This is a genomic window from Gordonia sp. GN26 (assembly GCF_054823965.1).
Window position 1 is genome coordinate 15,327 of sequence record NZ_JSYC01000036.1, and the last position, 12,732, is coordinate 28,058.

A 12,732-nucleotide genomic window follows, 5' to 3' on the forward strand; every position below is an offset into this window, starting at 1 on the left:
GTGTGACGGGGGTGGGAAGGTCAACGGCGAGAGGAGGTCTCGCCGTTGGCCGGGGATCAGGCGTCGACGATGCCGACGGCCGGGAGGAACCAGCAGTTCTGGGAGCCGTTCTGCGCGGTGCCGAAGACGGCGGACAGGATGGTGCCCTTGCCGGTCTTCACCGGGGCGAGACGCACGCCCGAGAGCAGGGGCAGGGCGGTGAGGGTGGCGCCGTTCTTGAGCGGCTCGAGGTCGGCGAAGCCGCCCTGCAGCGTGCTGGTGTTGAACCACGCGACCTGCATTTTGCCGCCCTTGCCGGCGTTCGTGGAGGCCGGCACGAACGCGTAGGCGGTCTCGCCGTTCTCCACCACGTTCATCTTGTCGGGGATGCCGGCGATCGGCAGCATGTCGAGGAGCGGCTTGAGCTCGGCGATCGGATCGGTCTTCAGCGGCCACGGGCCCGCGACCGCTCCGGCGCCCGCGGTGACCAGACCGAGCGGGTTGTCCGGGGTGGGGGTCGTGCAGAAGGGGGCGACGGACGGGGTCAGCGTCTGGATGCCCAGGCTCTTCAGCAGCGCCAGCGGATCGGTGGAGGCCACCGGCTGAGGCGTGGCCGCAGCGGGAGCGGCGGCCGGCTGGGGCTGCGACGCGTCGAAGGGCAGCGCACCGGCGCGTCCGACGACGTCCTGCACCGACAGCTGCCCGGAGCTGCCCATGACCGCCTGAGCGGCCTTGAGGGCCATCTGGTCGACGCCCGCGGACTTCAGCAGACGGACCGCGCCGGCCAATTCGGCGTCGAACGGGATCGAATATGCGCTCAGCATGTTCGGCGGGAGAAGGGGGAGCGAGGGCGCGGCCGAGGCCGGGGCGGTGGAGGTGACCGCTGCTGCGGCCATCGCCACGCCCACCAGGCCCACGCCGCAGCGCCGGATTCCGCGCCGACCGATCAGGGGACGTGTGAACCGAGACGTGATGGACATGGCACTCCTTCAAACAGCCGAACACCCCGCCACGTGTGGCGGGTGTGACAGATGGGACTTGAGTTAAAAGAGACCATGTGTGAGACGAGTGCGGCAAGTCGCGAGTCCGACCTGTGACATGCGCGCGATCGGCAAGATACCGACATCCCCGACGACCTGGTGTTTTGCTCCCGCGTGATCTGAGACGGGCGCCACAGCCGCTTCGCCGGGTTGCGCGTCGTCAAGTGTCGTGACCATGGGGATCGGCATGAAAACAACGACACCCCGGCGACGTGCCGGGGTGTCGTGGGACGGAGTCGAAAGGTCAGATGACGGCGAGGCCGATCACCGGGACGATCGTGCAGGACACGACCTGCTCCTTGGTCTTGGTGGTCACGTTTCCGTGGATCGCGGAGATGACGCGGCCCTTGCCGGTCCGGGCGATGCCGGTGAAGGTGCCGGGACCGTCCTTGACGTTGATCTTCGGGTTCCGCTTCAGCGTGGTGGTTCCGGTGCGTCCGGTGTCGACGTTGAGCCAGCTCACGATCAGCGGATTGGCCTTGTTGTCGATGGCGGGGCCGGTGCCCAGTGCGGTGTAGACATAGCCGCCCTCGCCGCGCTTGGGGCCGGGCGCCGGTGCTTCCTGCGGGCCTGCGGTGACCAGGGCGCGGCCGAGCGAACCGCCGCCGGGGATGCAGCCGAGACCGAAGGTCGGGTACAGGAATTCCTGGATCTTCGGCGCCGTCGGGCCCTTCGGGATCTCCGGATCGCCGGGCTTGGCCTCGGCGGCCAGCTGGCGGGCCGCGGCCTTGCGTCCGGGCTCGCCGAGGAAGTCGGCGACCGACCGCCAGACCTTGGAGACCTCGGCAGGCATTCCCGGCGTGTTGGCGAACGCCTCGGCCTGCTGGAGGAGCTGGGCGTTGACCTTGCCGTCGGGGCCGGGGGTGGCCACCGAGCCGATGATCGCCGGGGCAAACGCACCGAGCGAGTCCAGCACGCGCTGGTCGACCTTGGGAGCGGGCGCGGCGCCGGCGACGGCCGGAAGTGCGAGGCCGGCTGCGGCGACGAGGGCCGAGGCGCTGAGGAACAGGCGGTTGCGCCGGGTCCGGTGCGGGCGAGAGGTGGTCGAACGCAACCTCGACGGCCGTGTGAAACGCACTGGTGGTGTCCTATCGGTCGTGGCGCTGCGTCGGCTGGAAGAGCAAGCCTCGTGCGCCTCGTGGTCGTGTGGATCCTGGTCGTGTGAATCGCCCGGGGCTTGAGGGCGTTCGTCGATCTTCCCACCCCGGACGTCGCGGGTCATTCTAAGCCCCTCGATGTCTTCTGTGTCCAGGCAGTCCGGCCGGTTGCAGCTGTGACGTATGTGGTTATTGATGCAATTGTTACACGAGTGATTCTCGTGGGCACTGAATCGTGCGTCTCGTCGCCACCTGGTTGGATATGGGGTGAACAGACAGCCAGTCGCGAGGAGTCGGATGTGAACCACCTGCCGGGCGTGGACGAACTGCAGGCCGAGAGTGCCGGGCGTCGTCGAGGATGGTCGGGAATCGTCTCCCGGGCCGTCGCGCTCACTGTCGGCCTGGGGATGGTTTTCACGACCGCGGTGGCCTGTGCCGACGAGTCGACGACGGGCGGCCAGGTCACCCTGTTGACCCATGAGTCCTTCGAGCTGCCCGAGTCGGTCATCGACGGGTTCCGCCGGCAGACCGGGCTCACCCTCAAGATCGTGCGCTCCGGCGATGCCGGTCAGCTGGCGTCGACCGTGTCGCTGACCCCCGGCGCGCCCAAGGGCGATGCGGTCTACGGCATCGACAACACCTTCGCGTCCCGGCCGATCGAAGCGGGAGCCCTGGAGTCCTATGAGTCTCCGCTCGCCGCCGACGAGTACGCGGTCCCCGGTGCGGCCGACAAGCTGACCGCAGTCGACCGCGGCGACGTCTGCCTCAACATCGACGACGCCTGGTACGAATCGCGCTCGCTGACCCCGCCGGCGAGCTTCCGCGACCTGGCGAAGCCGGAGTACGCGTCGCAGACCGTGCTGACCGACCCCGCGACCTCCTCACCGGGTACGGCCTTCCTGCTGACGACGGTCGGCGCCCTCGGCGACGGCTGGCAGGACTACTGGAAGCAGGTCGTCGGCGGTGGCGCGACCATCGTGTCCGGCTGGGAGGTCGCCTACAACCAGTTGTTCAGCGCCGGAGAAGGGAAGGGTGACAAGCCGATCGTGCTGTCGTACGCGTCCTCACCCGCCGCGACCCCCGACACCAGCGCCCTCCTCGACAGCTGTTTCCCGCAGGTCGAGTACATCGGCGTCCTCAAGGGCACCCGCAACTCGACCGGTGCACGCAAGCTCGTCGACTACATGTTGAGCCCGGAGGTGCAGTCCGCACTGCCGGAGTCGATGTACGTGTACCCGGTGCAGCGCGACGTCGAACTGCCCGAGGGGTGGCCGGCCCGCGCGGAGGTGCCGGCGTGGATGTCCTCGCTGCCGCCGGCCACGATCGCGGAGAACCGCGAGAGCTGGCTCGACCAGTGGCGTGACGCTGTCGGCAGGTGACCGTCCGGTGAGCCGGGCCGGGGCGCGGCCCGCGGGACGGACGGCGACGGTCGCCGGTCGGGTGGCGCTGCGTCTTATCCCGGCTCTGTTCATCGCAGTTCTCTTCGCGTGGCCGGTGCTCGCGCTCGTCCGCCGCGGGGTGAACCTGGCCGCGGCGTCGGGGGAGCGACTCGGTGAACTCCTCACCCGGACGGACGCACTCACGCTCCTGGGGGTCACCCTCGGGCAGGCGGCGGCGTCGACCCTGCTGGCGCTCCTCGCGGCCGCACCGATCGCCTGGCTGTACGCCCATGTCGGCGGACGGGCCTCGGTCCTCCTCGCCGTCGCGGTGACGGTGCCGTTCGTACTGCCGACGGTGGTCGTCGGCGTCGCCTTCCGGTCGCTGCTGACCGGCCCGCTGTCCTTCTTGCACATCCAATCCGGACTGGGTGCGGTGCTGGCCGCGCACGTGTTCATCAACGTCGCCGTCGTCGTCCGGGTGGTCGGGGCGGCGTGGCGGAACCTCGACCCCCGGCTGCTGGAGGCGGCGCGCACCCTGGGTGCCGGACGGCTGCGGGCGACGCTGACGGTGGTGATCCCCCGACTGCTGCCCGCGATCGCCGGTGCCGCCGCACTGATCTTCCTGTTCTGCTCCACCAGCTTCGGCGTCGTGATCATCCTCGGCGCAGGCGAGTTGCGCACCCTCGAGACCGAGATCTACACCCAGGCCATCGGCTACTTCCGCATCCCCGAGGCGGTGGTGTTGTCGATGGTGCAGATCGTCGTCGTGTTCGCGGCCCTGATGCTCACCCGCGTGTTCGCCGACCCCGCCGGGACCGGTTCGGCCCGTGGCGGTGTCGAGCGGCGTCGGCGGAACGTCGCCTTCGCGAACAGTCAGGATGCGACGTTAGCGCACGGGCGCTTCGTGCGTCCGGCGATGTGGCTGGTGAGCGCCTGGACGGTGCTGCTGCTCGTCGGGCCGGTCGTGGTGTTGATCGCCCGGTCGCTGCGGCCGACGGTCGGCGGGGACTGGACGCTCGCCGGATACCGGGCCCTCGCCGAACCGGTCAACGGGGTCACGCCCCTGGAGAGTCTGCAGTACTCGTTGGTGTCGGCGGCCTTCGCGACCGTCATCGCGCTCGTGGTGGGCGTGCTCGCCGCCGTCGCGCTCCATCGGTCCCGCGGGGTGGTCGGTTCGATCGCCTCGGCGATCTCCCTGGTTCCGCTCGGGATCAGCGCTGTCACATTGGGTTTCGGATACCTGATCGTCCTGGCGTCGATGCCGTATGCGATTGCGGCATCGCCGGCGATCATCCCGTGCGTGCAGGCGCTGATCGCCATCCCGATGGTCATCCGCATCATGGTCCCGGCACTCGAGTCGGTGCCGGTCCGGCTGCGCCAGGCCGCCGCGACGCTGGGCGCCCGGCCCGCCCGCGTGTTCGCGACCGTCGACCTGCCGATTGTCGGCCGGTCGTTGGGCGCGGCCGCCGGTTTCGCCTTCGTGATGGCGCTCGGCGAGTTCGGGGCCAGCAGCTTCCTGGCCCGCGCCGACACGACGACGCTGCCGGTGCTCATCGGATCGGCGCTCAACCGGCCGGGCGCGGCGAACCTCGCGACCGCGATGGCCGCGTCGGTTGTGCTGGTCGCCGCGACGACCCTCGCCGTGCTGGTGGTCGAGGCCCTGCGTCCCCGTTCGGAGGTGCCGCTGCTGTGACCGGACAACACGTTGCGGCGAGAGCCCACGCCCTCCTCGAGATCTCCGACCTCGCCGTCGCCTACGGCAGGCACTCCGTGATCGACGGATTGTCCTGGCAGGTCGGGGGATCAGGGTCGCTGGTGACCGCAGTCCTCGGACCGTCCGGGTGTGGAAAGTCGACGCTGCTGCGCGCCGTCGCCGGTCTGGAGCAGCCGACGCGTGGCGTCGTGCGCTTCGACGGTCAGGACCTCGCCGGGGTCGAGGTCCACCGACGCGACTTCGGGGTGGTCTTCCAGGATGGACAGCTCTTCGGCGGACGCAGTGTGGCGTCGAACATCGGTTACGGACTGCGGATGCGGCGCTGGTCGCGTCGCCGGATCGCCGACCGCGTCACCGAACTGCTCGACGTCGTCGGTCTCCCCGGTTACGAGAAGCGTTCCGTCGACACCCTTTCCGGAGGTCAGGCGCAACGAGTCGCCCTGGCGCGTGCGCTCGCTCCGCATCCGCGGCTCCTCCTGCTCGACGAACCCCTGGCCGCACTCGACCGGCGTCTGAGAGACGAACTGGCGGTGGAGATCTCGGAGATCGTGCGCGCGGCGGGCGTGCCGACCGTCGTCGTCACCCACGATCACGCCGAGGCCGCGACCATGGCCGACGAGATCGCGGTGATGCGCGACGGCGCGATGGTGCAGGTCGCCACGCCCTCCCACCTGTGGCGGCGCCCGGTGGACGAGTGGACGGCGCAGTTCCTCGGCGTCACCACCGTCGTCGACGCGCAGTTGCGCGCCGGGATCGCCGACACCGTGCTCGGCGAGATCGTCCTCGACCTGCCCGACGGTTCGCGTCGGCTCGGCCTCCGCCCGGAGTCGGTGGAGGTCATGGGTCCGGCAGGGGCAGACGATACGGGCACGGGTACCGCGACGGTCGTGCTCGTCGCCGAACTCCCGGCCGGCCCACGCGTCCGGATCGAGACCGCGGTCGGCGAGATCGACGCCGTGGCAGATGAATCCGTCGCCATCGGCGACCGGGTACGCATCCGGTTGGTTCCCGAGCGGGTCGCGGTCATCGGATGACGACGGCCGCCCGATGACGGGCACCGCGCGAGAAGACGTCCTGCTCCCGCCGGGGCTGATGGTGCTCGGCGCGACGTCGATGTATCTCGGTGCGGCGGTCGCCGTCGGCCTCTTCGACGACGTCGCCCCGTCGGCGGTGGCGTGGTTGCGCATCGCCGGAGCCGCACTGGTGCTGCTGATCTGGGTGCGGCCACCGCGGTCGGCGTGGCAGTGGTCGCGCCTGCGGTTGGCCGGATGCTTCGGCCTGATCACCGCGGGGATGAACATCAGCTTCTACGAGGCACTGGCACATCTGCCGATGGGTACGACGGTGGCGCTGGAGTTCCTCGGCCCGATCACGGTGGCGGCCTTGGGTTCCCGCACCCGGCGCGACATCGCGGCACTCGTCCTCGCCGGGCTCGGCGTCGTCCTCATCGCCGACGTCCGGTGGTCGGGCACCGGTGTGGGGGTGCTGCTCGCGCTGGCCGCCGCCACGTGCTGGGCCGGCTACATCGTGCTGGGGAAGCGGGTCGCGGCGCGCGGTGCGGGAGTCGAGGACCTCGCCACGGGTTTCGTCATCGCCGCCCTCGTCACCTCGCCGCTGGCGTGGTGGGTGGCCGCAGCGGTACGCGAGGGGGTCTCGCCGGCCGCACTGATCGGCCAGGGGCTGGTGCTGGGCGTGGCGTCGACCGCGATCCCGTACGCCCTCGATCAGGTCGTGCTGCGCCGCGTCGGCCGCGCGCGGTTCGCGATCCTGCTCGCGCTGCTCCCGGTGACGGCCGCGGTGATCGGGCTGATCGTGCTCGGGCAGGTTCCCCGGCCGCTGGAGGCCGTCGGGATCGCGGCGGTCGCGCTGGCGGTGGCGGTGCGGTCGGTCGATGAGGACGAGATCCCGCCGAGCTGAACGCTCAGGCGGCGCGCGCCTTCTTCAGCGCCTTGTTGAGTTCTTTCTTGCTCATGTCCGAGGTGTCGAGTTTGCGCATCCGGTGGATCACCACGGGACACCGCACGCACCGTTTGGTGCTCTTGCAGCACTTCTTCTTGGGCTTCAGAGAGCCCACCTTGGCTGCGTCGACCTTGCCCATGCGGCGAGGTTAGCAGACCCTAATAACGGGTGTTCGGGCGCCTGTGATCGCAGTCTCACCGCATAAACAGATACTCTGTAGCGTTGAATCCCTAGGTGATCTGCACTTGTCGCCGGTCAGAGCTGTTCGGCCGCGAGCGTCGGAGATGTTCGGCTCGCGCCGAGTGCCGGCCGCCGAGGCGGTCCCCATCAACACGAAAGAGAGCCTGTGAGCGCTGCCCCCACCTTCCGTAACGTCGCGATCGTCGCGCACGTCGACCACGGAAAGACCACCCTCGTCGACGCCATGTTGCGCCAGTCCGGCGTCTTCGCAGAGCGCGCCGAGGTCGTCGACCGGGTGATGGACTCCGGAGACCTCGAACGTGAGAAGGGCATCACCATTCTCGCCAAGAACACCGCGGTGCACCGGCGTCAGCCGGACGGCACCGAGGTGGTCATCAACGTCATCGACACCCCCGGCCACGCCGACTTCGGTGGTGAGGTCGAGCGCGGCCTGTCGATGGTCGACGGCGTCGTCCTGCTCGTGGACGCTTCCGAGGGCCCGCTGCCGCAGACCCGTTTCGTGCTGCGCAAGGCGCTCGCCGCCGAGCTGCCGGTGATCGTGGTCGTCAACAAGACCGACCGTCCCGACGCCCGCATCCAGGAAGTCGTCGACGAGACGCAGGACCTCCTGCTCGACCTCGCGTCGGACCTGGACGAGGAGGCCGCCAAGGCTGCCGAGCTCGTCCTCGAACTCCCGGTGCTCTACGCATCCGGCCGCGCCGGCGTGTGCTCCACCGAGCAGCCCGCCGACGGTCAGGTCCCGGACGCCGAGAACCTCGACGCCTTCTTCGACGTCCTGCTCGAGCACGTCCCGGCGCCCAAGGGCGATCCGGAGGCCCCGCTGCAGGCCCACGTCACCAACCTCGACGCCTCGGCCTTCCTCGGTCGACTGGCGCTCGTGCGTATCCACAACGGCACCCTCCGCAAGGGGCAGCAGGTGTCCTGGTGCCGCGAGGTCGACGGTGAGCCCGTCGTCGAGCGCGCCAAGATCACCGAGCTGCTCGCCACCGTCGGCGTCGATCGCGCCCCGGCCGAGTCCGCATCGGCCGGTGACATCGTGGCTGTCGCCGGTATGCCGGAGATCATGATCGGCGACACCCTCGCCGACCTCGAGAACCCGCAGCCGCTGCCGCGTATCACCGTCGACGAGCCGGCGATCTCGGTCACCATCGGCACCAACTCCTCGCCGCTGGCCGGTCGCGTGTCCGGTCACAAGCTGACCGCCCGCATGGTCAAGCAGCGCCTGGACACCGAACTGATCGGCAACGTGTCGCTGCGCGTGCTCGACATCGGCCGTCCGGACGCCTGGGAGGTCCAGGGACGTGGCGAGCTGGCCCTGGCCATCCTCGTCGAGCAGATGCGCCGTGAGGGCTTCGAGCTGACCGTCGGCAAGCCGCAGGTGGTCACCCGCAAGGTCGACGGCAAGGTGCAGGAGCCGTACGAGCACCTCACCATCGACGTCCCCGAGGAGTACCTCGGTGCGGTCACCCAGCTGCTGGCCGCCCGCAAGGGCCGCATGGAGCAGATGAACAACCACGGCACCGGCTGGGTTCGTATGGAGTTCATCGTGCCCTCGCGCGGTCTGATCGGTTTCCGTACCGACTTCCTCACCGAGACCCGCGGTACCGGCATCGCCAACGCCGTCTTCCAGGGTTACGACAGCTGGGCCGGCGAGATCCGCGCCCGCCACACCGGTTCGCTGGTGAGCGACCGTTCCGGCACCGTCACCCCGTTCGCGATGATCCAGCTCGCCGACCGCGGAACCTTCTTCGTCAACCCGGGCGACGACAGTTACGAGGGCCATGTCGTGGGCATCAACCCGCGCCAGGAGGACCTCGACATCAACGTCACCCGCGAGAAGAAGCTGACCAACATGCGGCAGTCCTCGGCCGACGTGATGGAGACGCTGGCCAAGCCGATGCAGCTCGATCTCGAGGGCGCCATGGAATTCTGTGCCGCCGACGAGTGTGTCGAGGTCACCCCCGAGGTCGTCCGAGTGCGTAAGGTTCACCTCGATTCGTCGACGCGTGCCCGTGAGCGCTCGCGGGCCAAGTCCCGGGACGCTGCGGTCAGCTGACCGCCGTGCCGGTCTCCCGCGCGAGCGGGGGACCGGCACTCGTCTGATCGACCGAGAAGCATCGTCATGGGGGTATCCGAGGTGAAACGCGCGAGGCCACAGGGTCGCGACGCCACGAACCGGACCCGGAGCCGTGTGCTCGGGTTGCTCTCGTGCGGCGCCGCCCTGCTCATCGCCCTGACGGCGTGCACGGCGGATCCGCCGCCGCCCGTCCGGGACACCGGTCCGCCGCCGACGCCGACCGAGTACCCCGTCGAGAAGACGGTCTTCGTGGCCACCGACTCGGTCGGTAACGGGTTCAACCCGCACATCGCGGCCGATCAGAACCCGGTGACCACCGCGGTCGCCGCGATGACGCTGCCGAGCGCCTTCTCGCCCGTGCAGACACCCGCCGGACCCGTCTGGGAGCTCCAGCGCCACTTCGTCACCTCCGCCGAGGTGACATCGCGGCAGCCGTTCACGGTCACCTACCGGATCCACACCGACGCCCAGTGGTCCGACGGTCTGCCGGTCACCGGCGACGACTTCAGCTACCTGTGGCAGCAGATGTCACGTCAGCCCAACGTGGTGGCCCCGGCCGGCTATCGCCTCATCGACTCCGTGCAGTCCCGCGAAGGCGGCAAGCTCGTCGAGGTGCGCTTCGAGCGGCCATATCCGGCCTGGCGCGAGCTGTTCACCGGTCTGCTGCCGAGTCACGTCCTCAAAGGCGCCCCGGCCGGCTTCCAGACCGGCATGGACACCGGCAAACCGGTGTCGGCCGGCCCGTACGCGATCGTCGGGATCGACAAGACCCGCGACGAGGTGCGGCTGGCCCGCAACGACCGCTACTGGGTGACGCCGCCGCGACTCGACCAGGTCGTCCTCCGCCGCGCAGGCAGCAACGCCCAGATGCTCGACTCGGTCCGGTCCGGCGACTCCGAGATCGTCGCCCTCGGCGCCTCACCGGCAACCGCCGCCGAACTGGCGGCCCTGCCCGGCCTGGAGACCGAACGCAGCCTCACCTCGCGGTCGCTGGGGATCAGTGTCAACGCCCGCACCGACGCGATGAGCTCGGTCGAGGTGCGGCGCGCGATCCTCGGTCTCGTCGACCCGCGGCTGACCACGTTCGCCGGTGCGGGGGACTGGATCGTCGAGCCGTACGCGAACACCGTCTTCGCGCCGTCCGACCCCGGCTACACGCCCGTCTCGCGGCCGCGTCCCGATCGTGCCGCGGTCGACGCACTCCTCGCCGACGCCGGATACCGCCGGGCGGACCCGGAGACGGCCGGAGAGACCTCTCCGGTCCCCGGACCGTCCACGGACGTACCGGCGCCGGGAACGCCCTCTGCGTCGGGCTCGTCCACGCCGTCGACCCCGGCTGCGACGCCGACCCCCGGTGCGGTGGAGGTCGCGAAGCTGCCCGAGGGTGTCCTGCCGTTCCAGAAGGACGGCCAGGATCTTCTCGTGCGCGTGGGCGCCGTCGCCGGAGACCCGCGCTCCACGTCGGCCGCGTCGAGTGTCGTCGACCAGCTCCGCGGCGCCGGAATCCGTGCGCAGGTGGTGACGATGCCGAACAGCGAGCTGTACGGCTCGGCGCTGACCCAGAAGCGCGTCGACCTCGTGGTCGGCTGGACCGGACTCGGTGTGCCGCCCGCCGCGTCGCTCGCGTCGCAGGTCGACTGCAACCAGCCCAAGCCGAGCACCGAGCCGTCGCCCGCCACGCCGCCGACGCCGACCAGCATCGCGCCGAGCGGTGGGGATGTCGGCGACAGCTACGCCAGCAACATCTCCGGTCTCTGCGATCCCACACTGATCGAACTCGCGCGCGACGCGATGTCCGAGGAGGACCCGATCTCGACGCTCAACGAGGCGGAGCCGCTGCTGGCCGCGCAGGCGATCTACATGCCGCTGTACCAGGATTCGATGGTCGTCGGCGTCACGCCCGAGGTGCGCGACGTGCCGCTCACCGGTCCGATCCAGGAGTCGATCTTCGGGACCGCGGTCAATTGGGAACTCTCGTGACCGACGCTCCTACCACCGCCGACCGGCGGCTGCTGCTCGTCCACGCCCATCCCGACGACGAGACGATCATGACCGGCGGGACCATCGCCCGCCACCTCGCCGAAGGCGTCGACGTGCGCGTCGTGACCTTCACCCTCGGTGAGGAGGGCGAGGTCATCGGTGACGAGTACGCACAGCTCGTCGCCGACGGCGGCGCCGACCAACTCGGCGGGTACCGCATCGCCGAGCTGACCCGAGCCCTCGCTGCACTGAGCCCGGCGGACGGGCCGACCCTGACGCCGCGCTTCCTCGGTGGGGCCGGCCGCTGGCGCGATTCCGGGATGGCCGGCGCACCGTCGGCGAATCACCCGCGCGCTCTCGTACAGGCACCGTTCGGCGAGCCGGTCGGCGTGCTGCTCGATCTGCTCCGCGACTTCGCCCCGCAGGTCGTCGTCAGCTACGACGCGTCGGGCACGTACGGCCACCCCGACCACAAGCTCGTCCATGAGGTCACCGCAGCCGCGGTTGCGCGTGCCCGGGAGGCCGGGGCGGGACCGGCGAAGCTGTACGAGTCGGTCACCGAGCGCAGCGCCCTGGAGAACGGGCTGGCGGCCGCACGGGCCGTGCCCGACGGGTGGCGCATGCCGCATCCGGGCGAACTCCCGAGCTACCCCGACGATCAGATCACCACCGAGATCGACGTGCGGGCGTACTACGCGCACAAGGTCGCCGGACTCGCCGCGCACGCCACGCAGGTGACCGTAGCGCCGTCGGGGACCGAGTACGCGCTGTCGAACAACATCCTGCAGCCGATCGTCGACCACGAGCACTTCATCCTCACCGATCACGATCCACGTCCGGCTCTCGACGGCAACCGGGAGACGGACCTCTTCGCCGGGATCGGATAGCGCGATGCCGGCGCTCGATCCGCACGTCCGTGACCGACTCCTCCTGGCGCTGCTGACCCTCGACGGTTTCGTGGTGGGCCTGCTCAGCGTGGCGTTCGCCTACCAGCGGTTCGGCGGGGTCGCGTTGCCCGTCGCAGCCCTGATCGGCGGTCTTCTCAACGCGGTGCTGCTGTGGCTGGCGGCCGGGTACACCTCGTCGCCGCTGCGCTATGCGCCGCTCGGCGCGTGGGGGCTCGTCGTCGTCATCGCCGGCGGCTTCCCGGGACCGGGTGGCGACGTCATCCTGACCACGTCGGGGAACTACCTGGTCCAGACCCTTTTCCTGTTCGTGCTGGGCGTCGGCCCGGCGGCCTTGCTCGGCTGGACCCACCGGCTCCCCGAGGCCGACGACTGACTTTCCCTGCCGCCGTTCCCTCGGG

11 protein-coding genes are annotated in these 12,732 nt (G+C 70.1%); 8 read left to right on the top strand and 3 right to left on the bottom strand.

Features of this window, described 5'->3' with window-relative positions; genetic code table 11:
- Window positions 1-56: 56 nt before the first annotated feature.
- Together OK17_RS09915 and OK17_RS09920 are read right to left on the bottom strand one after the other, a co-directional pair.
- Window positions 57-959 carry a hypothetical protein gene (locus OK17_RS09915; RefSeq protein ID WP_232717612.1) on the bottom strand — a complete coding sequence of 301 codons (903 nt, stop codon included), beginning with the start codon at window positions 957-959 and terminating at the stop codon, window positions 57-59.
- A 304-nt stretch (window positions 960-1,263) separates the two neighbouring features.
- Window positions 1,264-2,097 carry an Rv1157c family protein gene (locus OK17_RS09920; RefSeq protein WP_461417350.1) on the bottom strand — a complete coding sequence of 278 codons (834 nt, stop codon included), beginning with the start codon at window positions 2,095-2,097 and terminating at the stop codon, window positions 1,264-1,266.
- A 318-nt stretch (window positions 2,098-2,415) separates the two neighbouring features.
- Between OK17_RS09920 and OK17_RS09925 the strand changes: the two genes are divergently transcribed.
- From OK17_RS09925 to OK17_RS09940, 4 genes are read left to right on the top strand one after another with little or no spacing between them, the layout of a single operon-like run.
- Window positions 2,416-3,495 (top strand): thiamine ABC transporter substrate-binding protein, encoded by a 1,080-nt coding sequence (locus tag OK17_RS09925; protein ID WP_461417351.1) that lies wholly within the window; start codon window positions 2,416-2,418, stop codon window positions 3,493-3,495.
- Window positions 3,496-3,502: 7 nt separating this feature from the next.
- Window positions 3,503-5,188 (top strand): ABC transporter permease, encoded by a 1,686-nt coding sequence (locus OK17_RS09930; RefSeq protein ID WP_461417352.1) that lies wholly within the window; start codon window positions 3,503-3,505, stop codon window positions 5,186-5,188.
- Window positions 5,185-6,243 (top strand): ABC transporter ATP-binding protein, encoded by a 1,059-nt coding sequence (locus OK17_RS09935; protein WP_461417353.1) that lies wholly within the window; start codon window positions 5,185-5,187, stop codon window positions 6,241-6,243. Before OK17_RS09930 ends, OK17_RS09935 begins: the two co-directional genes overlap by 4 nt.
- Window positions 6,244-6,256: 13 nt before the next feature.
- Window positions 6,257-7,126 carry an EamA family transporter gene (locus OK17_RS09940; protein ID WP_119032858.1) on the top strand — a complete coding sequence of 290 codons (870 nt, stop codon included), beginning with the start codon at window positions 6,257-6,259 and terminating at the stop codon, window positions 7,124-7,126.
- Between the two features lie 4 nt (window positions 7,127-7,130).
- Here the strand turns inward: OK17_RS09940 and OK17_RS09945 are convergent, their stop codons facing one another.
- Window positions 7,131-7,307 carry a hypothetical protein gene (locus tag OK17_RS09945; protein ID WP_162904497.1) on the bottom strand — a complete coding sequence of 59 codons (177 nt, stop codon included), beginning with the start codon at window positions 7,305-7,307 and terminating at the stop codon, window positions 7,131-7,133.
- Between the two features lie 207 nt (window positions 7,308-7,514).
- Between OK17_RS09945 and typA the strand changes: the two genes are divergently transcribed.
- The 4 genes from typA to OK17_RS09965 all read left to right on the top strand — a co-directional run bounded on the left by typA (window position 7,515) and on the right by OK17_RS09965 (window position 12,707).
- A complete protein-coding gene (gene typA / locus OK17_RS09950) occupies window positions 7,515-9,425 on the top strand; it encodes a translational GTPase TypA (RefSeq protein ID WP_461417354.1) in 1,911 nt (636 codons plus the stop codon).
- A 66-nt stretch (window positions 9,426-9,491) separates the two neighbouring features.
- Window positions 9,492-11,426 (top strand): ABC transporter family substrate-binding protein, encoded by a 1,935-nt coding sequence (locus tag OK17_RS09955; RefSeq protein ID WP_461417355.1) that lies wholly within the window; start codon window positions 9,492-9,494, stop codon window positions 11,424-11,426.
- Entirely contained in the window at window positions 11,423-12,313 is an 891-nt protein-coding gene (mshB, locus tag OK17_RS09960) for an N-acetyl-1-D-myo-inositol-2-amino-2-deoxy-alpha-D-glucopyranoside deacetylase (protein WP_461417356.1), read from the top strand. Before OK17_RS09955 ends, mshB begins: the two co-directional genes overlap by 4 nt.
- Window positions 12,314-12,317: 4 nt before the next feature.
- Window positions 12,318-12,707 (top strand): facilitated glucose transporter, encoded by a 390-nt coding sequence (locus OK17_RS09965; RefSeq protein ID WP_461417357.1) that lies wholly within the window; start codon window positions 12,318-12,320, stop codon window positions 12,705-12,707.
- The last annotated feature ends 25 nt before the right edge of the window (window positions 12,708-12,732 follow it).

What these genes read in the sequence shown, in the direction of transcription:
- OK17_RS09915 (WP_232717612.1), bottom strand. Translation starts at nt 959, where the DNA reads ATGTCCATCACGTCTCGGTTCACACGTCCCCTGATCGGTCGGCGCGGA.
- OK17_RS09940 (WP_119032858.1), top strand. Translation starts at nt 6,257, where the DNA reads ATGACGGGCACCGCGCGAGAAGACGTCCTGCTCCCGCCGGGGCTGATG.
- OK17_RS09945 (WP_162904497.1), bottom strand. Translation starts at nt 7,307, where the DNA reads ATGGGCAAGGTCGACGCAGCCAAGGTGGGCTCTCTGAAGCCCAAGAAG.
- OK17_RS09955 (WP_461417355.1), top strand. Translation starts at nt 9,492, where the DNA reads ATGGGGGTATCCGAGGTGAAACGCGCGAGGCCACAGGGTCGCGACGCC.
- OK17_RS09965 (WP_461417357.1), top strand. Translation starts at nt 12,318, where the DNA reads ATGCCGGCGCTCGATCCGCACGTCCGTGACCGACTCCTCCTGGCGCTG.